Raw genomic sequence first — 22,061 nt, 5'->3', positions numbered from 1 at the left:
CGGCCGCCCGGCGCATTACTGCCAAACGACGATCGGCGCCTTCGTCGGAACGCGATCGTAGAGATCGATAATGTCTTGATTCATCAGCCTTACGCAGCCTGACGAAACGGCCTTGCCGATCGAGCGCCAATCGGGATTGCCGTGCAGGCGATAGAGCGTATCCTCGCCATTCGAGAAAATATAGAGGGCGCGGGCGCCGAGCGGGTTCTTCAGGCCCGGCTCCATGCCGCCGTTCTCGATCGAATATTTGACGAGTTCCGGCTGGCGCGCGACCATCTCGTTCGGCGGCTTCCAGCGCGGCCACTTCTGACGCCACTGAATGACGCCCGAGCCCTGCCAGGCGAAACCTTCGCGGCCGATGCCGACGCCGTAACGCATCGCCATGCCGTCAGCCTGGACCAGATAAAGGAAGCGCGACGGCGTATCGACGACGATGGTGCCGGGCGGCTGGCCCGTGGGATCGACGACGCGCTGGCGGTAGTAGCGCGGATCGATTTGCTCGTAGGGCACGGCGGGAATGAGGAAGCCGCCGTCCTCAATGGGACCATACATGACGGCAAGCTCGGCGTCGCTCGGCACGCTCGACGTTCCCATGGACTGGAACAGGCGAACGGGCGAACGGTAGATGATCCTCGTATCGCCTGCCGTCACCGTGTTGGCCGAGGAGGCGCAACCGGTGAGCGCGGAAGCTGCGGTCAGTGCCGATAAGGAAAGAAAGTTGCGGCGGGAAAGATGTCTATCGAAGCTCATGACGCGGGACTGAGTTCCTTTTGATGCGGGAAGCCGAACGAGGCACCTGATAACCGATGATTCGTCCATTGCCGATAACGACATGAGAAAATCTATCGGCTTGCGCCAAATAAACCATAGCTTCACGCAGACGTGTCCGGCCGCGAGCGGACGAATGGGTAGCGCTGTTGCAGCGCTACATCACAACGATCTCGGCCTTTGCGAGGACGCGGCTGTAGAGATCGATGACATCCTGGTTGAGCATGCGCACGCAGCCCGACGAGGTGGCCTTGCCGATCGACTGCCAGTCGGGGGTGCCGTGGATGCGATAGAGCGTATCCTGCCCGTCCTTGAAGATATACATGGCGCGGGCGCCGAGCGGATTTTGAAGGCCAGGATTCATGCCGCCGTTTTCCGCGGCAAAGGGGCGAACCTCAGGCTGGCGGGAGACCATTTCGACCGGCGGCGTCCAACGCGGCCATTTCTGCTTCCATTGAATGACGCCGCGGCCGGACCAGGCATAGCCGTCGCGGCCGAGGCCGACGCCGTAGCGCATCGCCTTGCCGTTGCCCTCGACGAAATAGAGAAAGCGCGACTTGGTATCGATGACAACAGTGCCGGGACGCTCGAGCGTCTGATATTCGACTTCCTGGCGCAGGAACTGCGGCTGTATGCGGCTGACCGGGATCGACGGCAGGGTGAAATCCTCGTCACGCAGTTCGCCGTACATCGTCATATTCACCGGATTGCTGACCGGCAGGCCGTAGGTCTGATTGAACTGTGTCCTGTAGAGTTCGCGCGTCTGCGGCACCGGCTGATCGGGGATGGGCCGCACCCGGCGCGGATCGACGCCGGGCGGCTGATAGAAGACCGGCGAGGTTTCCTGCACGAAGCGGGCCGGCGAATCGGCGGCGACGTCGGGAATGAGGATGTTGCAGCCACTCAGCGACGCGGCGGCCGTTACAAGCCCGGCAATCGGGAAAACCCGGCGCAGAAAATTCATGGAACCACCCTTATCAACGATCGGCAAGACAGTGACATCTGCTTGAACGATGGCATTCGCGGCTGGCGCGAAGCTGGCGTCAGGGTGGCGGAAAGTCGATGCCGTCTAAGCCATCAGAGCCAGCCCCACTTCGCAGCCAGACTTCCTGCGGTGGCAAAGGCAGCCGCCAACAGCATCAGAGGAAAAATCCGCTTTGCATACCAACCATGCTCGGCCGGCGTTAGCTTCATCAAATCGCGACCGCTCGTGATGAGCCGAAGCAAGAGCCAGAACACAATTATAAAAGTCATGGCGGCCGCGACGAAGAATAACTTGCCAATCATGATTAGGCACTACCTTTGCGTGCGAGATAAGCGGTTTATAGCCGGAAATCAGCAAATGAAAAGGACGCAGTTCCCGAGGTAACACGACGCCTCGGCAGAAAGCACGGCGCCGACACGATCGCGATTCCAAACGAGCGACTTCAACTTGTCGAAGGTGTTCGCGCGGTCAGTCCTTGCTCCAGCAAATCGGACTGACCACTGTATGCCAAAGCAGCAGCGGCGAACTCAAGCCGCCACGCCGTGGAAGAAGCGTATGCTCTGCTCGATCTCGGCGGGCAGCGCTGAGGTATGATTACCGGTGACGGTATCCGTCTCGATGTGCGTGCCGGCGGCACGGGCGCGGCGGGCGAGCAGATCGGCGCGGTCGTTGAAATGGGACTCTTCCGTGCCGTGGACGACACGGACGGGGCATTTGAAGCTATGAGCGTAACACAGCGCCGAGCGCACCTCGAATTCATGCGCATTGCTGTCGTCGAAGCGGATGTCCTCGGGATAGCGGCTGAAGAAGCGGAAGGCATTGGGATTGCCCGAGATCGGCGCGGCGGCGCGGAATTTATGCGTGCTCATTGCGGTCAGCATGGTCAGCGTGCCGCCGATGCTGTGGCCGGCGATAAAAAGGCGCTGGGGATCGACGCCCGGCAAGTGTGCCAGGCGTTCGGTTGCGGCAAGGACGTCATCCACTTCGTCGTAAAAGCCCGAGAAATTGCCCATCTGTCCGTTTTCGCCGCGCAGCGACGGCATCATCACGACGTAACCGGCATCCATATAGGGCTTCATCAGCTGCCAGTGGCCAATGCCCATGGCATTGCCGCCGTGGAGGAAAAGCACGGCGGGCTTGGCGGTGTGCTCCCGCTTGTATTTCGAAACCCAGGCCGCGAGTTCCAGCTCGCCGCCATAGCCGGAACGATAGAAGATCTTGTCGGCGTCAGCAGGCGCGTTTAGCGGTTCGTATTTATCGGGCGCCGGACCCTTTTTCAGCAGTTTCGTGCGGAAATGGCGGCGGACGGCGGCATAGTCGTGCTTGGCAAGGCGCGGCTCGTCCGGAACGTCGAAGGCGGCGGCCATGCGCGGCAGGACAAGCGCACCGGCGAGCCCCGCCAGCACGGCGCGGCGGTGGCGGAAAAAAGAATTTTGTTCATGCGAACTCATGACGCAACACCCAAATCAATTCCCCCGCACACAAGATTTGCACCGGAAACCGCGTTGCCGCCAATACACATCGTGTTGAAAATATCGTCCTGCGTCATTGTTGCGCAGGGAACTGAAATTTACTCCACCTTCGCGTCGATCATGGCGATCAGCGTACGCAGCCTGTCGGCCTCATAGGAAGGCTTGTCGGGGCGAAGGCGGGCAATGCGTGGAAAGCGCATCGCCACGCCGGATTTGTGCCGCGTCGAGCGGTTGATGCCCTCGAAGGCCACCTCGACGACGAAGCCGAAATCCTTGTCGGCGCGTACTGCGCGCACCGGGCCGAAGCGATCGGTGGTGTTGTTGCGCACGAACTTGTCGAGCACCTCGAGTTCGGCATCGGTGAAACCGAAATAGGCCTTGCCGACGGGAACCAGTTGTTCGCCATCCTCATCATCGGCCCAGACTCCGAAGGTGAAATCGGAATAATAGCTGGAGCGCTTGCCGTGCCCGCGCTGGGCATACATCAGCACCGCATCGACATTATAAGGATTGCGCTTCCACTTGAACCAAGGCCCCTTCATGCGGCCGGCCTGATAGATGCTGTCGCGACGCTTGATCATCACCCCCTCGATGACAGGATCGGGCGGGGCGGCGCGCAGATCGTCGAGCTCTGCCCAGGATGAAAATGAGACAAGCGGCGACAGATCGAAACGGTCATGGGGTGCGCGCTCGATGATTTCGGCCAAGCGGTCGCGGCGATCGACATAGGTGCGGCCACGGATGTCTTCCTCACCATCGAAGAGCACGTCGTAGGCGCGGATGAAGGCCGGGTAGTCGTCGAGCATCTTCGCCGTCACCGTCTTGCGGTTCAGGCGCTGTTGCAGATCGGAGAAGGTACGGGTCGGGCTGTTGGAGCGCGCTGTGCCGCCGACCAAAAGTTCGCCATCGATGACGCCGGAAAAATCGATCGCTTCGAGAATATCGGGAAAGGCGCCTGAAATGTCGTCGCCGGAACGGGAATAGATCTTGCGCCTATCGCCGGAGCGGGAGAGCTGGACACGGATGCCATCCCATTTCCATTCGGCGGCATAGTCGGCCGGATCGAGACCGTCGAGATCGCCCTCCTCCACCGCATTGGCCAGCATGACGGAATGGAAGATCGCCGGCGTCGCCAGCACCGGTTTTTCCCCGCCGCCCGCCAGCCATTCGAACAATGTCTCGTAAGGCGGCTGCAGCCCGTGCCACAGGGTTTCGATCTCGGTGACGTCCTTGGCCCCGAGATCGGCGAGCGCCTGCTTGGCGAGGCGCGCCGAAACGCCGATACGCATGGCGCCGGTCGCAAGCTTGATGAAGGCAAAACGGCCGGAGGAATCCAGCCGGTCGAGCAGGTCGCGGACGTAGCCGCGCACTTCGGTGCGGCCGAGCGCGTTCATGCGGCTGACGACCTCGCCGAGACGTGGCTGAGCAAGCGCCGAGCGATCGATATCCCTCTCATTGTCCCAGACGAGCGAAATGGTTTCGGCGAGATCGCCGACATAGTCGTAGGAATAGCGAAACAGCACCTCGTCCATGCGCTCCAGCACCAGCTCGCGCAGCATGGCGGGCTTGACGTTGCGCACCTCCAGCGTGCCGGCGATGGCAGCGAGGCCATAGCCGCGATCCGGATCGGGCGTATCGCGGAAATAGTCGGTGAGCAGCTTCAGCTTGCCGTTACGGCTAGGGGTCAGCACCAGGCGGTCGAGGAGATCGGCGAAGGCTTTCATGGGCGCCTCCCCATGCTAGGGAAAGACCCCTCCCCAACCCCTCCCCACAGGTGGGAGGGGCTAACCCGCGGCACTGCCCTGCCGTCCTTCGACCTCGGCGTTCTTGGCGACGGTCCTTTGGCGAGGCGATGCGGCAGGTTAAGCCCCTCCCCCTTGTGGGGAGGGGTTGGGGAGGGGTTTTCCTGCAGCACGCAGCTCATCTCAATCCCCCTCATCCTCATAACCCACCAGATGCAGCGGTTTCGCTTTGATACCTTGCAGCTGGCACCAGCGCACCAAGGCTTCCTCGCGGCCATGCGTCACCCACACCTCTGCCGGATGCAGCTCCCGGATTGTTTCCGTCAGCTCCGGCCAGTCGCAATGGTCGGAGATGACGAGCGGCAATTCGACGCCGAGCTGTTTTGCGCGCTGGCGCACCATCATCCAGCCGGAGGCGAAGGACGGCAGCGGCTCGTTGAAGCGGCGGGCCCAGCGGTCGGCGAAGGCCGATGACGGACCGATGACGACGGCGCCCTTGAAGGCGGATTTGTCGCGGCTTTCGATCGTGGCCGGCAGCAGTTCGCCGAGATCGACGCCCTGCCCGATATAATAGTCGCAGAGTTTCTCCATGGCGCCGTGGATATAGATCGGTTCGGCATAACCGGCATCGCGCAGCAACCGGATGACGCGCTGGGCCTTGCCGAGCGCATAGGCGCCGACGAGATGGGTGCGCTCGGGAAACTGCCGGAGCGAGGCCAGCAGCTTGCCGGTCTCATCCATCGGATCGGGATGATGGAAAACCGGCAGCCCAAAGGTCGCCTCGGTGATGAACACGTCGCAGGCGACAGGCACATAGGCCGCGCAGGTCGGGTCGGGGCGGCGCTTGTAATCGCCGGAGACGACGATGCGCGTGCCGTTCTTTTCGATGGCGATCTGGGCCGAACCGAGCACATGGCCGGCGGGATGGAAGCTCACCTTGACGCCGTTCACCCACAGTTCCTCGGCGAAGGAAACAGCCTGCTCGCTGGCGCAGAAACCGTCGCCATAGCGCAGCCGCATGATATCCAGCGTCTGGCGGGTGGCGAGCACGTTCACATGGCCCGGCCGGGCATGATCCGAATGACCGTGGGTGATGAGCGCCCGCTCGACGGGACGCACAGGATCGATATAAAAGCCGCCTTCCGGGCAGTAGAGACCCTCCGGGGCGGGATAAAGCAGCGCATCAGCTCTCATGAAACTAGAGATAGCGAGAAATGAACGCGAGGCTAGAGGGAGCGCTTCAAGACGGGAGCCCGTCGAGGAAGGACAACACTGCGGCGTTGAACTCGGCCGGCCGCTGCAGCGGCGCAAAATGGCTGACGCCATTGAGATAGATCATCTGAGCGTCCGGAATACTGCGAGCGAGATATTCGGCATGGTCTGGCTTGATGAACTCGTCATGCTCACCGAGCACGATCGCCACCGGCACACGGATCTCAGCGAGATCGGCGGCATCATAGTTCGGTTCGGTCCTCATCATCAGGCTGACCGCATCGACGAAACCTTTGAAATCGTCTGGTGTCGCCGACAATGCCGCATAGTCCTTGCCGTGCCTGCCGAAACAGCGGTCGATGACCGGCGTCGGAACGAATTCCAGCGTGCCGCTCGGATCCATGTTGCAGGCGAAGAAGAAGACGCCCTCGATGCGAGAGGGCACCGTCATCGCGAGGACAAGAGCGATACAGGCGCCGTCGCTCCAGCCGATGACGGCCGCTTTTTCCAGGCGCAGTTCGTCCATGACCGCGAGCACGTCTGATGCCATCAGCTCATAAGTATAGGGACGGGAATCGCGGGTGCTGCGGCCATGGCCGCGGCTGTCGATCAGCACGACACGGCGGCCGCTGTCGAGCAGCGACGCGACCTGATAGCCCCAATTGCCGCTATGGCCGAGGCCGCCATGCAGCAGAATGACGGCAGGGCCGCTCCCATAGCTCGCATACCAGATGCGCGCGCCAGCGCGTCCGATATGGCCCTCGACGGCGGCCGGCGGCAACGGCGCGGCGCCCTGTTCTTCGAAACGGATGAGTTCGTCGTCCTGTGCTTCCATGGCGATGCCGCTCCTTTTCCGGGGAATAAACTGCGCGCATAGAAAAGCCGGAAAACAGCCCAAGAACAACCAGAATCGCTTTCTAGCTGTTGCCTCGTTCGATGCAATCAGGGAGAGCAGGATGGGCAGGAAGCTTTTCTATGGCGCGGCGGCGATCGCGCTCGCCGCTGTTGGCATCTATCTCAACAATACAAACCTGCTTGCCGAACATCGGCCGGGAAAGCCGGTGCTGCTAGCCCATCGCGGCATCGCCCAGCGCTTCGACGAGACTGATCTGAAAAATGACACCTGCACGGCGAGCCGCATGCTGCCGCCCAAACACGACTATCTGGAAAACACCATTCCGTCGATGCAGGCAGGTTTTGCAGCCGGTGCCGATATCGTCGAGATCGACGTGCATCCGACGACGGACGGCGAGTTCGCCGTCTTTCACGACTGGACGCTCGACTGCCGCACCGACGGGCGCGGTGTGACGCGCGAACATTCGATGGCGGAAATGAAGAAGCTCGACATCGGCTATGGCTACACCGCCGATGGCGGCAAGAGCTTTCCTTTCCGCGGCCGGGGCATCGGCATGATGCCGACGCTGACGCAGGTGCTTTCGACCTTTCCGGACCGGCGCTTCCTCATCAACGTCAAGAGCCGCGACCCTTCCGAAGGCGAAAAGCTCGCCGCCCTGCTCAACGGGCTTTCCGCCGAGCGCCGGGCAGAGATCATCGTCTATGGCGGGGACGAGCCGATCGACGTCCTGCGCCGGCGCGCACCCGATATCAGGACCGCCTCGCGCAAGAGCCTGAAGGGCTGCCTCACCGGCTATATCGCCTATGGCTGGACCGGTCTGCTGCCGAACGCCTGCAAACACGGAATGATGCTGGTGCCGGTGAATATCGCGCCGTGGCTCTGGGGCTGGCCGGACCGTTTCCTCAATCGGATGAAGGATGCCGGGACCGATGTCTTCGTGCTCGGCCCCTATCGCGGCGGCGATTTTTCCACCGGCATCGACGATCCCGCGCAACTGGCGCGGCTGCCGCAGAACTATGCGGGTGGCATATGGACGAACGAGATCGAGGCGATCGGCAAGCTCGTGAAATGAAGCTCAGAGGCTGCCGGCCTGCAGCAATGCGGCGATCCCGTCGAGAGAGACCGGCTTCGAGAAGCGGTAACCCTGCGCCTCGTCGCAGCCGGCCTGGCGCAGGAAATCCAGCTGGGCGTCGGTTTCCACGCCCTCGGCGAGAACCGACAGCTTTAGCGTCCGCGCCAGCGAAATGACGGCCGAGACGATGGCGACGGCGGTCTTGTCGGCCGGCAGGGCTTCGACCAGCGAACGGTCCATCTTCAGGCGGTCGAAGGGGAAGGTCTTCAGCGCCGCCAGGCTGGAATAGCCGGAGCCGAAATCGTCGATCGACAGGCGCACCCCAAGCGCACGCAGCGATTCCATCATGGCGAGCGCGCGTTCGGCATCCTGCATCACCACGCTCTCGGTGACTTCCAACTCCAGCCAATGGGACTTCAGGTCGTGGCGTTCGAGCGCTTCGGCGACATGTTTTGCGAAGTCCGGATCGGCAAACTGCTTGGCGGAGACGTTGACGGCGATCGTCATCGGGGTCAGGCCCATGTCCTGCCAGTGGCGGGCCTGGCGGCACGCCTCGTTCAATACCCAGAGGCCGAGGTGAACGATGAGGCCCGTCTCTTCTGCAAGCGGAATGAAATTGACCGGCGGCACCCTGCCCTTTGCCGGGTGGTTCCAGCGCACCAGCGCCTCGAGGCCGGTGATGCGGCCGGTCGCGACATCGACCTGCGGCTGGTACTCCAGGAAAAGCTGATCGCCGACGATCGCCTGATGCAATTCCTCGCGTTCGCTGAGCGGCATTCCGACGGGCGTGCTGCCGACGCCATCGTGATATTGCAGCGTGCTGCGGCCGAGTTCCTTGGCACGGTACATGGCGCGATCGGCATTGGCGAGAAGCTCTTCCGACGTCGCGCCATCGAAGGGGAAGGAGGCGACGCCGATGCTCGAGGTGACGGCGAACTCGCCGTCCTCGTCGCGGACCGGCCGGTTGATCGCCTTCTGCAATTCGCGCAGGCGGCGCATGATGCCGGCATCATGGCTCGACTGGTGGACGAGAACCACGAGGAATTCGTCTCCGCCGAGACGCACCACCATATCCGAAGCCCGCACGCTGTTGACCATGCGGACGGCGATTTCCTTCAGCACTTCGTCGCCGGCGGCATGACCGCGGCCGTCGTTAATGTCCTTGAAGTTGTCGAGGTCGATATAGGCGACGGTTACCTTACGATTGTTGCGCCGGGCCTGGTCGAGGATATTAGCCAGCCGTTCCTTCAGGAAGGCACGGTTCGGCAGGCCCGTCAGATCGTCATGATGAGCCATGAAATGGATGCGGTCATCGACACGCTTGCGCTCGATGGCGATGCCGGCGATGTGGGTGGCGAGCGCCACCAGCTTCATCTCGCGTTCGGTCGGCCTGCGCACTTCCCTGGAATAAAGCGCGAAAGTGCCGAGCACATTGTTCTGCGAGGTGGCAATCGGCGTCGACCAGCAGGAGCGAAAACCGAACGGGGCAACCAGCGCGCGGAAGTCCTCCCAGAGCGGGTCGCTCATCACGTCCTCGACGATCACCGTCTGGCCGCGCCAGGCGGCGGTGCCGCAGGAGCCGACTTTCGGGCCGATCGAGACGCCATCGATCAGACGGCTGTAGCCGCCGGGCAGGTTGGGAGCCGCGCCGTGATAGAGCCGGGTGCCCTCGCTGTCGAGCAGCAGGACGGAGCCGTCGATACCGGTCAGCTGCGCCTCGATCATCAGCACCAGCGCTTCGAGGATCATCGGCAAGGGCTCGTTGCGGGCGATCATCTCGAGCAGGTTCGCCTGGCCGCGATAGAGATCCTCCTGCAGCTTGCGTTCGGTGATATCGCGGGAAACGCCGATCAGGCCGATGATCTCGCCGCGATCGTTGCGCAGCGGTATCTTCGAGGTCAGCCGGACGATCGGCTTGGCGCCGCCGGGCAGCACAACCGTTTCTTCCATGTCGATACAGGCTTGCCCGGTCGCCATGATCTGCTGTTCGATATCGAAGTGGCGGCGGGCCGTCTCAAAGTCGAACAGGTCGAAATCGCGCTTGCCGGTCAGCTTTTCGGCATTTTCCAGGCCGAGGGAACTCGCCGTGACGGCGTTGGCGAAGACGAAACGGCTATCGCGGTCCTTGACGTAGAGAAAGTCGGGAAGTTCGTGGACGATCGCCTTCAGGCGCAGGTTCTCGATGCCTTCGGAGAGATGGTGGGCGGTCGATGCCATCATTGCCTCCGTCGCGGCGACGATACGGCGCGTTTCAGTGGTCAGGGCATCGGCTGATTCCCATCGCCTGGCACTCACTTCAGGCATGAGCCCATTCTCCCCGGCGGCCGAAGGCCGTATCCCCGCAATATCCCTCAGCGAAACTCTCCGTTTCAGAGTATTCGGCATTTCCTTCGGCTTGCTTAAATGAAAGGGTGAATGAGACGCCAATATCCGCGGCGATTTCCTGCCTTTGTCTGCGGCGGCAACTGCAACACCGGCCGCTTGTGCCAAAAGGATACATGCCGGACTGGCATATTTCCTGCTTCGGGCGCGCCATGACAAGAGATATCGGGATGCCTTCACGCCGTGACATGCTTCTGCTTCTCCCCGCCTCGGCTGTTGCCGGATGGACGGCGCCGCGCGCCCTCGCCTCGCCGCTGACGGCGGCCGCCGAGCCGGATCTGCGCGGCGCGATCGACGCCGTCGAATACCGCGTCATTCCCGAAAGCGGCGATCGCAAGACCCGCAACCTGCAGCAGATGATCGAACAGGCGGCGCGCGAGAACGTGCCCGTTTTCCTGCCGCCCGGCACCTACCGGATCTCCAATCTCACCCTGCCCGACAATACGCGCATCACGGGCGTGCCCGGCGCCTCGCGGATCGTCTATACTGGCGAGGGCCACCTCTTTGCGGCCGAAAACGTGCGGCGCATCGAGCTTTCCAATCTCGTCATCGACGGCGGCAACCGCTGGCTCGGCGATTATGCCGGCGGGCTCGTCCAATTTACCGGCGTCGACGAGGTGCTGATCGACAATTGCGAGATCGGCGGCAGCCGCAAGCACGGCCTGCAACTGGAGCGCTGCGGCGGGCGGATCGAGCGCAGCCGCATTTCCGGCGCTGCGCAATCCGGACTTTACGCGGTCGATTCCGCCAGTCTTTCGATCATTGCGAATACGGTCTCGGATTGCGGCAATGGCGGCATCCTCGTGCATCGCTGGAAGAACGCGGAGGACGGCACGATCGTCTCAGGAAACCGCATTTCCAACATCCGCGCCAATGATGGCGGCACCGGCCAGAACGGCAACGGCATCAATATCTTCCGTGCCGACGGCGTGATGGTGGTGAACAACCACATATCCGACTGCGCTTTCACGGCGATCCGCGCCAATTCGGCCTCGGACATCCAGATCAGCAGCAACCAATGCAGGCGCTCCGGCGAGACGGCGATCTATGTCGAATTCGCCTTCGAGGGCGCGGGCGTCTCCGCCAACCTGATCGATGGAGCCGCGAACGGCATTTCGATCGCCAATTTCGACGAAGGCGGGCGGCTCGCGAGCGTCACCGGCAATATCGTGCGCAACCTGACGCTGAAGGGCCCTTACCAGCATGAAGTCGGCTTCGGCATCGGCATTGCGGCGGAGGCCGACACGCTGGTTTCCGGCAATGTGATCGAAGGCGCACCGCGCTGGGGTCTGCAGATCGGCTGGGGTCCCTATCTCCGCAACGTCATTGTCAACGGCAATGTGGTGCGCAAGGCGCCGGTCGGCTGCGCCGTCTCGGTCGCCGATGGCGCGGGAACCGCCGTCATCACCGACAATGTGTTCCAGGATATCCCAGAGGGCGCGGTTCTCGGCTTTCAATGGGAGAAGAAAGTTTCCGGCGAAATGGCAGGCGGCGGCTCGCCCTATGCGCAACTCACCGTCGAGAGAAACCGCACTTCCTGAAGCAGAGCCGGAACGTTTTGGGGATTGCGCGGCCGGCGATTACGGACGACCGCCTCCCTTCCTATGCTCGCTTTCCTGATTGACGCCGCGCACCATGTTGCGATCCTCGTTTCCAGTGTCCGGGCCGGCCTTCAGGTCGCTTCCTTTTTGGTGCGCTTCCCTCGCCTGTTCGTTCCGGTGCAGGTCGGCCGAAGCGTCGAATGACGCATCGGCATTTGCGGTTTTCTCGCGCTTTTCCATCACGCGAAGCTGCTGTTCATGCGTCTTCTTCCCCGCCATGACATTCTTCCTTTCCCTGGTACCTGTGCTTCGCACACGGCTGGTCGCCTTGGAGCCTCCATGGCTCCGGTCTCCTGGCCGAACCTGCCGGCGTCGCCATTGTTCCCCGAACACCGCCACAGCATCAAAAGCTTTCATCGTCCCATCAGCGGCGAGGACTTTTCCAAGGACGAGCTGGCGTTTACGGTTTCTCCGAAACACCGGGGGATCTTGCCATGCTGACGATTTACGGAGTCTATCGATCGCGCGCGTCGCGCGTCTACTGGATGGCGGAGGAGCTCGGGCTCCAGTTCCAGTCGGTGCCAGTGCTGCAGGCAAGACGGCTGGCGAACCCGCTTTCTGACGAGGCGCCTCTCAACACCCACTCGCCGGATTTTCTCGCGGTGAACCCGATGGGACAGATCCCCAGCATCAAGGATGGCGACGTGGTGATGCACGAGTCGCTGGCGATCAATCTCTACCTCGCCCGCAAACATGGCGGACCGCTTTCCGGTAAAACCGTCGAAGAGGACGGATTATTGACGATGTGGACGGTCTGGGCGGCATCGCAGGTCGAACCCGAGACGGTGAGGATCGTGCTCACCTATGATAACGGGCTCGAAAACAGCGAGGGCGGCAAGCAGACGATCGCGGTGGCCTGCCGTTCCCTGCGCAGACCGCTTGCGGCGCTCGAAAGCCACCTTGCCGGCAGGCAATGGCTCGTCGGCGACCGCTTCACCGTCGCCGATCTCAACATCACCGAAGTGCTGCGCTACGCCCAGAGCGAAGAGGCCCTGTTCGACGCCCATCCGAACATCAAGGCCTGGATCGAACGCTGCCAGTCCCGCCCGGCCTATAAGGCAATGCAGGCGACCCGCGGCAAGGAGCCGATCGAAGTCTGAATTATCCAAACAAGGCGACAGTGCCGGCCATTTCCTCCCGGATCCACGCCTTGAAATCTCGCACCTTCTTCGGCTCGCGCGTGCCTTCCGCGGTGACGAAGTAATGGCCGAAGCCAGTTCGCGCGCGAATGCCGAAGGGAGCGACCAGCCGCCCTTCGGCAAGCGAAAATGCGGCAAGGGTCTGCCAGGCAAGCATCACGCCCTGCCCGGCGATCGCCGCATCGAGGCAGAGCGAGGCATCGTTGAAGACATGGCGGGTCGGAAGCGTGGCGCCTGACAGACCCGCCTCGCGCATCCAGACTTCCCAGCTGAACATGGCGCGGCCGTCGATGACGGCGGGCAGTTCCAGAATATCGGCAGGCTCCTTCAATCTCGCCGCCATCTCAGGAGAGCAGACGGGAAAGACCTCCTGTTCCAGCAGCAGCTCCGCCCGCACATCCGGCCATTTGCCGACGCCGACGCGAATGCCGATATCGACATCGCAGAGAGCAGGATTGACGAGATTGTGCGTCGCATCTAATCGCAGCTTGATGTCGGGATGGCGTTCGGCAAAGCGATCGAGCCGGCAGACGAGCCAGCGGGCGGCAAAAACCGGCGCCACGGAGATTGTCAGGATCGTATCGTCCTTACGCTGGGCGATCGAGACGGCGGCCGAAAGGCGGGCAAAACCCTCGTCGAGCGCGAAGAGCACGGGCCGGGCCGCTTCGGTCACGATCATTCCCCTGGCGGTGCGCTCGAAGATCACCTGACCGAGCTGCGCCTCCGCCTTGATGACCTGCTGACTGACGGCGCCGACCGAGACGCCGAGCTCTTCGGCCGCCGCCTGCAGCGAGCCGAGGCGCCCGACGGCTTCCAGCGCACGCAGGCCGTTGAGATGGACGGAGTTCAAGTTCTTCATATAGTTTTTCTATAACGCCGCCGCGTCAATCTCAATTGAAAATTGAACCACCCCGGCCGATACTGCAACAAGCAAGCTCGATGGCGCCGGCCACAGGCGATCAAAATCCCGTTGAAGAAAGCGAGGCATGCCATGTCATTGCTGAAGTTTTTCTTGAGGCCCGCCCTTAACTTCGCCAATACCGACATTGCAGATCCCCCATGGAGGAGCGATCCGCTTCAGCATCCGGAGGTCGAGCGCATGTCGATGCGCGAAATCGCCGATCTGCCGCTTAGCATTCAGGCGGGCGTTCCTGCCGAGGCCAATCCGTCCTTGGCGAAATGCGCCTAAGAATATGCTAGGCTTCGCCCCAAGAAGAGGGCGAAGCAATGGCCGGCGATGTCAATGCGATCTTCGAACGGCTGAAGCGGCTGGCGGCGGAAGCCGGCCTGCCCGACGTCGAAGAAAGCACCTCCTATGGCAATCCGGCGCTGAAGGTAGGCGGCAAGAGTTTCGTTGCCGTGAAGAATGCCGAGACGATCGTGATTTCGATCGCGATCGACGACAAGGAGCATCTGCTCGAAATGGCGCCCGAGATCTATTTCCAGACCGATCATTATGTCGGCTGGCCGTATCTGCCCCTGCGGGCCGCGATGATCGGCGACGAGGAATTGCGGTTCCGGCTGATCGGCGCCTGGCTTTTCCGGGCGCCGAAGAAGCTTGCGGTACGTTTCGGAGATCAGGCCTGATCGTAGGCCAGCGCGCGCTGAACGGCGGGGCGCTGCAGCATGCGGGCGTGGTGGTCGCTGACCTTTGCGAAGCGGGCGGGGTCGACGCCGTCGGCGGGCAGCCAGTCGGTCATGACGAAGAGATAGGGATCGGCGAGCGAATAGGTCTCGCCCATCACCCACGGGCTTTTGAACATCGTCTCTTCAATCAGGGTGAAACAATCGGCCATATTCTGCGGCACCTTCGCCTTCATCGCCTCGATTGCCGCGGGATCGTCGGACCAGCGGGAGCCGCGCGGGCGATGGGCATGGTTTACATGCACGGTCGAGCAGAGATAGCTGTTGAAGGACTGCAGCCGCGCCATCTCGAAAACATCGCCGAGCGGCGCCAGTTTGGCAGCCGGCGCGCTTTCAGCGATGAAGCCGAGGATCGCCGGCGTTTCCGTCAGCACGCCGTGCTCGGTGACCAGCGCCGGCACGCGTCCTTTGGGGTTGATCTTCAGATAATCCGGCGAACGCTGCTCGCCATTGGCGAAGCTGAGCTTCTTCGTTTCGAAGGCGAGGCCAGATTCTTCCAGGGCGATCAGGCTTGCAAGCGCGCAGGTTCCCGACGCGTAATACAATTTAAGCATAGTTCTCGACTCCCTTTCGGCAGCTCTTATACCAAGAAGAGATGAGCCGTAACCAGCGAGATGAGGAGGAGCCGGCATTCCGGCCCCTCCGTTGCGCCTAAACGCCTCGCGATCTTTCAGATTGGCGGGTTGCGCTCACATACCGTTGTCGCAAACCGATGCGCATTTCGCCCGACATGTCTCAGCCGCAGCCCGGCACATCCTCAAGCCGGTGCCAGACGGGGATGCCGCGTTCCCTGGCGATGCGCACGTCGTTGTCGGCACCCTTGGAATCGCCCGGCAGACGCAGCACGCCCTCGCAAAGCTGCAGCAGCCGGCCGGCGACCGGGTGGAAGATTTCTTCGTAGAGCGCGTCGCCGACCGACCGACCGCCGGCGGCATGCCAGATCGGCAGCGCCACCCATTCACCGATCATCGGCATGTGGCCTGCGGCAAACAGTTTGTGCGAAGGTTCTTCCAGCCGCTTCAAGTTGGCAGCCATCTTCTTCGGGTCGTCCCCCGTTCCGGACCGATACGGGCCGGCAATCAAAATCAGCATGATCCACTCCATCGCTGAGCATTCCCGGCCTCATGCACGGGATATCGTGAAAATGCACGATATTTCTTGAATGTCGAGTCTATTCGTGCAACATCATGCCATCTCATTCAATTTCGTGCGGAGAGATAATGCTGACGACACAACGCAAGAGCCTCATCCTCGACATCCTGCGTCGCGACGGCCAGGTGATCGCCAAGCGCGTGGCCGAGGAATTCGCACTTTCAGAAGACACGATCCGGCGCGACCTCAGGGAAATGGCGGCGGAGGGGCTGCTGAAGCGCGTACATGGCGGGGCAATGCCGCTGGCGCCGGAATTGCCCGATTTCACCGCGCGGCGCAGTGTCTCGTCAGAGATCAAGGCACGGCTCGGCGCGAAGGCGGCGGCGATGGTCAAACCCGGCCAGATGATCTTCCTCGACGGCGGCACGACGACCGCCGAGATCGCCCGGCAATTGCCCCGCGACATGCCGCTGACGGTTGCGACCCACAGCCCGACGATCGCCGCCGAACTGGAGCACCACCCGACGGCTGAGGTGATCCTGACCGGCGGACGGATCTACAAACATTCAATGGTGGCGGTCGGAGCAGCGGCGATGGCGGCGATCTCACAGCTGCGCCCCGATCTGTTCTTCCTCGGCGTTACGGCGGCGCATCCAGTGCACGGGCTTTCCACCGGCGATTTCGAGGAGGCGGCGATCAAGCGCCATATCGCCCGATGCTCAGCCGAGACCCACGTCCTGCTGACCGAGGAAAAGTTCGACTTGGTCTCGCCCTGCCCGGTGCTTGCAGTTTCCGAGGTGGCCGGGCTGATCGTGCCGGCGGAGATGGCGGCCGAGCGGCTGAAACCCTATCGCGATCTCAACGGTACGATCGCCATGGCATAGTCATTCGGCGAGCGCGGACGTGGCCCTGATATCGCCGACATGGATGCCGTTCCAGTTGCGCATGGATGTTGCGGCGAAGGCCGTCAGGGCGGCATGCACCTTCTCTTCCGTTTCGAAGAAGCGGGCGAGTGTGGCAGCCACCATGGCTTCGGCGGCGCGCGTCGCGCCATCCTCGCATTTCAGCGCCATGGCGATGCCCTTTTCCGGGATCGCGGCGCAGAAGACGCCCTCGGCGCCTGTCTTGACGAAGATGCGGTTGGGGGCGATCTGCATCAGCGCCGTGCAGGCACGCCCGGTCCCGGCAACGTAAAAGGGTTCGGCCATGCAGGCTTCGATCAGGCGGCGGGATGCCTTGGCGCGCAAGGGCTCCAGGCCGGTCCCGGTCGCCATTTTGGCAAAGGCGTGGGCAAGGCTCCGGAGCGGCACGGCATAGGTCGGAATGGAGCAGCCGTCAGTGCCGCAGCTCTCGGCGCCGAGCACGGCGCCGGTCAGGCTTTCCATCGCCGCCCGGATTTCGGCCTGCAGCGGGTGCTCATAGCCAACGTAGCCTTTCGAATCGACGTCCTGATGGCAGCAGGTGCAGATGAAGCCGGCATGTTTTCCCGAGCAATTGTTGTGCAGCGCGGTCGGCGCATCGAGTGTGCGGGCCTGATGGATCAGAACCTTCTGGCTCATCGACCAATGAGCGCCGCATTCCAGCGCTCCGGCATCGCGGCCGGCGCGCGCCAGCATCGAGGCGGCGAGCGCCACATGCTCGTCCTCGCCATTGTGCGAAGCGCAGGCGAGCGCCAGCTCCTTATCGCCGAAGCCGTAAGCATCGGCCGCACCGCTTTCGATCAGCGGCAGCGCCTGCATTGGCTTGCAGGCGGAACGCGGAAAGACGACGGCTTCGATATCTCCGGCCGAGAAGACCAGCTTGCCATCACCATCGACGACGGCAACCGAGCCGCGATGGCGGCTTTCGACGAGCAGGCCGCGGGTGACTTCGACGGTGACGGGATTGGTCATGGGTCCTCATCCGGATGCTGGGATGCGGCAGGCATACAGCGTCGGGGCGCGAAAGCCAACTCGGCTGATGAAGAACGGCGCATGCTCGGATCGCGCCCGGCTTTATCCGTCTGGTGCGAAAGGCCTTGAGATCGGACGTATCGAGACGCTATCCTGCAGCAGCGTTCACATTCCAGGGAATTATCTTGCAATCAGGCCTATCCATTTCAGAATCCATATTGTGGGTCTTTTTCACGGTCGTCTCTCTCATCCTGGCGTGCTGGCTGGCGCGCAAGCCCCAAAAGGCAAGCGTTGGAATCATCCTGGGAGCGCTTCTGGGATTGTTGTTGATATCCATAGCCTCAGCTCTCACCGGTTTCCTCGGAAACCTTCTTCCCCTTGGACAGATCGATTTCTGGCTCGCCAATCTGACGACGCAAATCTGAAGCGAACAATCATCACAGGAATTGACCGAAACGATCGAAAACTATCGTTTCTCTGATATGTCCGATCCGGCTAAAGGTGGTTCATCAGGAACCGCCCGATGTCATCCAGTTTTGCCTTGATCCTCAGCGACAACAGGATCCGCATTCCCACCGTGACACTCGTCGCGCTCGCCTTCACCTATGCCTCGACCGTGCCCTATCAGTCGATCATCGGCATCAACGAACTGGGCTTGAGCGACGGCACCTATTCAGCCCTGGTGTTCTTGTCGGCGATCGTCAACGTCACCACGAGCTTGACGCTCGGCATCTGGTCGGACCGGCTGAAGGAACGGCGGCCGCTGGTGCTGGCGCTGTCGGTCGCCGGTATTATCGGCTTCGGCTCGATTGCGGTCATCCACAGCCCCGCCGTCTTCATCTTCTCGACGCTTCTGCTGGTGCCGATGAGCAATTCCACCTATTCGCTGCTATTCGCCAGCCTGCGCGCCAGGACCAACCAGATGGACCGCGGCCGGGCGGCGGCAATCACGGCAACGGTGCGGGCGCTGTTTTCCGGCTCCTGGGCGCTGGCGCCGGGGCTGATCGGACTTTATCTCGTCAATTCACCATCGATGACGCCGGCCTATGGGATCGCGGCCGTCGCAAGCCTCATCTGCTTCTGCCTCTATTTCTTCTTCGCGCCCGGAAATGGCACCGCCGGTCCCGCCCCCGATCAAACCGGCTTCTTCGCTTCGCTGAAACGGATCTTCATGCCCTATGTGCTGGCGCGCGTCGTCGTCATATCGCTGCTCTTCGGACTGCAGCGGCTGAACGGCATGCTCTCGCCGCTGGTCATCACTCATGCGGCCGGCGGCACCGTGGTCGATGTGGGCTTCATGGCCGGACTGACAGCCTTTCTCGAAATGCCGTTCATGGTGATGTGGGGCATGGCGCAGCGGCGCTTCCGGACCGCGCATGTGCTCGCCTTCGGCGCGCTGATCTATTGCAGCTATCTGATGCTGCTCGGCTTTGCCTCCGCGCGCTGGCACGTCTATGCGCTGCTGCTGCTGAACGCCTGCGGGGCGGCGGCGATCCTCAGCGTGCCGATCACCTATCTGCAGGACCTGATCGCAGACCGGCCGGGGCTCGGAAGCTCGCTGATCTCGCTCAACAGTTTCATCGGCACCGGCATCGCCGCCGGGCTCTTCGCCTTCGGCACATCGCTCATCGACTATTCCGGCACGGCCTTCGTCGGCGCGGCCGCGGGCGTCGCGGCGATCGGGGCCTTGCTCTATCTCGAAAGCAGCAGACGCCAGGCGCGACAGCCGGCGTGATGCGCGCGCTGCTTGCGCGCGGATATCCGTCAATGCGGCGTGATGCGGTAGGCGCATCGGCGGGCGCCGGCGAGGATGTGTTCGCTGCGCTCGACCTCCGCGCCGAGAGCGGCGCGGAAGGTTTCGAGTTCGGAGCGGCAGAAGCCGGCGCAGGCGGCCGCTGCCGCGCAGATCGGGCAGTGGTTCTCGACCAGCATGAACGAACCGTCATCCTGCTGCCAGCTGTCGGCCATATAGCCTTCGCGGGTGCGGATGGCGGCGAGGCCTTCGATGCGGGCTGCGAGATCACCGGTATTTTCCAGCTCTTCCCGATAACGCTTCAGCGTCTCGGACTCGCGAGCAGAGATGACGGCATCGAGTGCTGCGGGCCCGAGCTGTTCGACCAGCGTGCCGAGCAGGTTTGCCGTCAGCTCGGCATGACCATCCGGAAACTGTCGATTGCCGGCGGCGGTCATGTGCCAGAGCTGACGCGGCCGGCCTCTGCCGGTGCCGGCGATGGTGACCGGTTCGACCAACCCCTCCTCCGCCATCTTCGCCAGCTGCTGGCGGGCAGCCTCACCCGAAATGCCGAGCGCATCGCCGATCGCGGCCGCAAGCTGCGGGCCTTCGGTCTTTATCAGGATCAGAATCCGGTTGGCTGGAGACTGGCGCATATTTTCCAAGTCATATCTTGTTTTAATCGCTTCGACGTGTAATTTCCAATTTATAACTTGGAAAATAATCGCTCGCCAGCAAAAACATCGAGGACCATTCCATGTCCGATATCGATCAGACCATCGCCCTTCCGAACGCGAGTTCCGTCTTCCGGCTCTTCCTGCCCAAGCATTTGGCAGCAACGATGATGCTTGCCGGCGGTGTCACGCTTTATGCGGTCGAGAGTTACATCACCGCCACCATCGCGCCCTCGATCGTCCGCGATATCGGCGGCCTGGCTCTGTTTTCCTGGGTCACGAGCCTTTTCGTGGCCGCCGCCATACTCGGCTCCATCTTCGTCGCCATGCGGCCGCGCGGGATCGGGCTTCGCGCCGTCTATGTGATCGCCGCTCTGGTCTTCGGCGTGGGCAGCCTGATTGCGGCAGTCGCACCCTCGATGCCGGTGGTGCTGATCGGCCGCGCCGTGCAGGGCCTTGGAACAGGCGCGCTGGCAGCGCTCGGCTATGCCTTCATCCGCTTCGTCTATCCCGAGCCGCTGTGGCCGAAGGCCTCGACGCTCTATGCGGCGATCTGGGGTATTTCCACGGTCATCGGGCCGACGCTCGGCGGCTTCTTTTCATCGGGCAGCAGCTGGCGCTACGCCTTCATCGTGCTGGTGCCGCTCGGCCTGCTGATGGCGGCGCTGGCGCCGCGGCTATTGCCTGACGTCAAGGACGACCGCGATCAGGTGAAGACCCCGGTGGCGCAGATCGGGCTGCTTCTTGCCGCCGTCCTGTTGATCAGCGCGGCCGGCGCCAGCGAGACGACAGGTGTGAAAGTCGCGCTAATCGCCGCCTCGGCCATCGCGGTATCGGCCATGCTTCTCATCGAGCGGCGAAGCCGGAATCGGCTGCTGCCATCCGGCGCCGTGACCTTTTCCAAACCGATTTCCCGCGTCTACCTGGCGATGCTTGCGATGACCATCGTGCTCGTCAGCGACGTCTTCATTCCTTATTTCCTGCAGACCCTGCATGGGGTGACGCCGCTGGTGTCGGGCTATCTCGTTGCGCTGGTCGCCGTCGGCTGGACGTTCGCCGCCTTCCTCAGCAGTTCGCTGACCGGCAGACGGGCCTATCTGGTCATCGTCGGCGGCGCGCTCATCGAGGCGGCCGCGACCGCTTCGCTCGCAATCTTCCTCGCCAAGGACAATCCGCAGGGGCATATGCTGCTTCTCGTGCCGGCGGCGATCGCCATGTTCATGATGGGCTTCGGCATCGGCCTCGGCTGGGCTCATCTCGTCGCCATGGTGCTGAAACTCGTTGCCAGCAACGAACAGGACAAGGCGTCGGCGGCAATTCCGACCATGAGTTCACTCGGCGGCGCCTTCGGTGCGGCATTTGCCGGCGTCATCGCCAACAGCGCTGGCCTCGTCGAGCCGGGCGGCATATCGGGCGCACCGTCGGCGGCGCACTGGCTTTATCTGCTGATGGTGCTGCCCGGCATGGTCGCGATTGCGGCGGTGATGACGCTGAGAGACGGCCGAAATTGAAATAGACGCCTCGGATGCGGGGCGCCTATTTCAAAATCAAATACTAAAAGCATACCGCGAATCTTTCAGATCGCTTCCACGCTTTAGAGCATCGGACGATTAAGTGTACGCGTATCCTGCCTCTTTGATGAAGTTCCAGCATTCTGTTGAGGTGAAGAGATGCAGATATCGCCGATGGCTTTCCAGAGAGCATCGAAGGTTCTGGCTTTGGCTTTTCTGAGATGTGCCTTGAGCTTTGCGAATGCCATTTCGATTGGATTGAGGTCGGGACTGTAGGGCGGCAGGAA

At 62.3% G+C, this 22,061-nt stretch carries 22 protein-coding genes and 1 pseudogene; 8 read left to right on the top strand and 15 right to left on the bottom strand.

What is annotated here, in order from left to right:
* Positions 1-15: 15 nt before the first annotated feature.
* From ATY76_RS08890 to ATY76_RS08860, 7 genes are all read right to left on the bottom strand, one after another.
* Entirely contained in the window at positions 16-750 is a 735-nt protein-coding gene (locus tag ATY76_RS08890) for a L,D-transpeptidase (protein WP_088674398.1), read from the bottom strand.
* Positions 751-925: 175 nt separating this feature from the next.
* Positions 926-1,732, bottom strand: a complete 807-nt coding sequence (locus ATY76_RS08885; protein ID WP_088674397.1) for a L,D-transpeptidase — start codon at positions 1,730-1,732, stop codon at positions 926-928.
* Between the two features lie 113 nt (positions 1,733-1,845).
* Entirely contained in the window at positions 1,846-2,055 is a 210-nt protein-coding gene (locus ATY76_RS08880) for a hypothetical protein (protein ID WP_088674396.1), read from the bottom strand.
* Between the two features lie 225 nt (positions 2,056-2,280).
* Positions 2,281-3,204 carry an alpha/beta fold hydrolase gene (locus ATY76_RS08875; protein ID WP_088674395.1) on the bottom strand — a complete coding sequence of 308 codons (924 nt, stop codon included), beginning with the start codon at positions 3,202-3,204 and terminating at the stop codon, positions 2,281-2,283.
* A 119-nt stretch (positions 3,205-3,323) separates the two neighbouring features.
* Entirely contained in the window at positions 3,324-4,949 is a 1,626-nt protein-coding gene (locus ATY76_RS08870; protein ID WP_088674394.1) for a cisplatin damage response ATP-dependent DNA ligase, read from the bottom strand.
* Between the two features lie 201 nt (positions 4,950-5,150).
* On the bottom strand, positions 5,151-6,161 hold the full coding sequence (locus tag ATY76_RS08865) for a ligase-associated DNA damage response exonuclease (protein WP_088674393.1): 1,011 nt from the start codon (positions 6,159-6,161) through the stop codon (positions 5,151-5,153).
* Between the two features lie 46 nt (positions 6,162-6,207).
* The gene (locus ATY76_RS08860) at positions 6,208-7,014 is read right to left on the bottom strand and encodes an alpha/beta hydrolase (protein ID WP_088674392.1); all 807 of its coding nucleotides are present in this window, start codon (positions 7,012-7,014) and stop codon (positions 6,208-6,210) included.
* Positions 7,015-7,135: 121 nt separating this feature from the next.
* On the opposite strand from ATY76_RS08860, the gene ATY76_RS08855 reads away from it, so the two are divergent.
* Entirely contained in the window at positions 7,136-8,107 is a 972-nt protein-coding gene (locus ATY76_RS08855) for a glycerophosphodiester phosphodiesterase family protein (RefSeq protein WP_088674391.1), read from the top strand.
* A gap of 3 nt (positions 8,108-8,110) precedes the next feature.
* Here the strand turns inward: ATY76_RS08855 and ATY76_RS08850 are convergent, their stop codons facing one another.
* Entirely contained in the window at positions 8,111-10,411 is a 2,301-nt protein-coding gene (locus tag ATY76_RS08850) for an EAL domain-containing protein (protein WP_088674390.1), read from the bottom strand.
* A gap of 248 nt (positions 10,412-10,659) precedes the next feature.
* Here ATY76_RS08850 and ATY76_RS08845 point away from each other — a divergent pair, with 248 nt between their 5' ends.
* Entirely contained in the window at positions 10,660-12,030 is a 1,371-nt protein-coding gene (locus ATY76_RS08845) for a TIGR03808 family TAT-translocated repetitive protein (protein ID WP_088674562.1), read from the top strand.
* A 39-nt stretch (positions 12,031-12,069) separates the two neighbouring features.
* Here ATY76_RS08845 and ATY76_RS08840 read toward each other — a convergent pair whose 3' ends face one another.
* On the bottom strand, positions 12,070-12,309 hold the full coding sequence (locus ATY76_RS08840) for a hypothetical protein (protein WP_088674389.1): 240 nt from the start codon (positions 12,307-12,309) through the stop codon (positions 12,070-12,072).
* A gap of 215 nt (positions 12,310-12,524) precedes the next feature.
* On the opposite strand from ATY76_RS08840, the gene ATY76_RS08835 reads away from it, so the two are divergent.
* Positions 12,525-13,190: a glutathione S-transferase family protein gene (locus ATY76_RS08835; RefSeq protein ID WP_088674388.1), complete on the top strand. Its 666-nt coding sequence runs from the start codon at positions 12,525-12,527 to the stop codon at positions 13,188-13,190.
* 1 nt (position 13,191) lies between these two features.
* Here ATY76_RS08835 and ATY76_RS08830 read toward each other — a convergent pair whose 3' ends face one another.
* Entirely contained in the window at positions 13,192-14,088 is an 897-nt protein-coding gene (locus ATY76_RS08830) for a LysR substrate-binding domain-containing protein (RefSeq protein WP_088674387.1), read from the bottom strand.
* 132 nt (positions 14,089-14,220) lie between these two features.
* Between ATY76_RS08830 and ATY76_RS08825 the strand changes: the two genes are divergently transcribed.
* Positions 14,221-14,418: a hypothetical protein gene (locus tag ATY76_RS08825; protein ID WP_088674386.1), complete on the top strand. Its 198-nt coding sequence runs from the start codon at positions 14,221-14,223 to the stop codon at positions 14,416-14,418.
* Between the two features lie 38 nt (positions 14,419-14,456).
* Positions 14,457-14,816: an MmcQ/YjbR family DNA-binding protein gene (locus ATY76_RS08820; protein ID WP_088674385.1), complete on the top strand. Its 360-nt coding sequence runs from the start codon at positions 14,457-14,459 to the stop codon at positions 14,814-14,816.
* Here ATY76_RS08820 and ATY76_RS08815 read toward each other — a convergent pair.
* Positions 14,807-15,427, bottom strand: a complete 621-nt coding sequence (locus ATY76_RS08815) for a glutathione S-transferase family protein (RefSeq protein ID WP_088674384.1) — start codon at positions 15,425-15,427, stop codon at positions 14,807-14,809. The two genes, ATY76_RS08820 and ATY76_RS08815, sit on opposite strands and share 10 nt — an antisense overlap.
* Positions 15,428-15,608: 181 nt before the next feature.
* Positions 15,609-15,965, bottom strand: coding sequence for a DUF4406 domain-containing protein (locus ATY76_RS08810; protein ID WP_088674561.1), 357 nt, complete (start codon positions 15,963-15,965; stop codon positions 15,609-15,611).
* A gap of 128 nt (positions 15,966-16,093) precedes the next feature.
* Here ATY76_RS08810 and ATY76_RS08805 point away from each other — a divergent pair, with 128 nt between their 5' ends.
* Positions 16,094-16,849 (top strand): DeoR/GlpR family DNA-binding transcription regulator, encoded by a 756-nt coding sequence (locus ATY76_RS08805; protein WP_088674383.1) that lies wholly within the window; start codon positions 16,094-16,096, stop codon positions 16,847-16,849.
* Here the strand turns inward: ATY76_RS08805 and ATY76_RS08800 are convergent, their stop codons facing one another.
* Positions 16,850-17,857 carry an asparaginase gene (locus ATY76_RS08800; RefSeq protein ID WP_088674382.1) on the bottom strand — a complete coding sequence of 336 codons (1,008 nt, stop codon included), beginning with the start codon at positions 17,855-17,857 and terminating at the stop codon, positions 16,850-16,852.
* Positions 17,858-18,380: 523 nt separating this feature from the next.
* On the opposite strand from ATY76_RS08800, the gene ATY76_RS08790 reads away from it, so the two are divergent.
* Positions 18,381-19,592: an MFS transporter gene (locus tag ATY76_RS08790; protein WP_088674380.1), complete on the top strand. Its 1,212-nt coding sequence runs from the start codon at positions 18,381-18,383 to the stop codon at positions 19,590-19,592.
* A 29-nt stretch (positions 19,593-19,621) separates the two neighbouring features.
* Here ATY76_RS08790 and ATY76_RS08785 read toward each other — a convergent pair whose 3' ends face one another.
* Positions 19,622-20,245 carry a MarR family transcriptional regulator gene (locus tag ATY76_RS08785; RefSeq protein WP_088674379.1) on the bottom strand — a complete coding sequence of 208 codons (624 nt, stop codon included), beginning with the start codon at positions 20,243-20,245 and terminating at the stop codon, positions 19,622-19,624.
* A gap of 101 nt (positions 20,246-20,346) precedes the next feature.
* Here ATY76_RS08785 and ATY76_RS08780 point away from each other — a divergent pair, with 101 nt between their 5' ends.
* Complete coding sequence (locus ATY76_RS08780) at positions 20,347-21,774, top strand: MFS transporter (RefSeq protein ID WP_088674378.1); 1,428 nt, start codon at positions 20,347-20,349, stop codon at positions 21,772-21,774.
* 99 nt (positions 21,775-21,873) lie between these two features.
* On the opposite strand, the pseudogene ATY76_RS08775 reads toward ATY76_RS08780, so the two are convergent.
* A pseudogene (locus ATY76_RS08775) lies at positions 21,874-22,061 on the bottom strand (transposase); the annotation flags it as partial.

The sequence above is a fragment of the Rhizobium sp. R339 genome (genome assembly GCF_002211395.1).
Taxonomy (GTDB): Bacteria; Pseudomonadota; Alphaproteobacteria; order Rhizobiales; family Rhizobiaceae; genus Rhizobium.
This window is presented reverse-complemented; position numbering and strand designations above follow the sequence as displayed.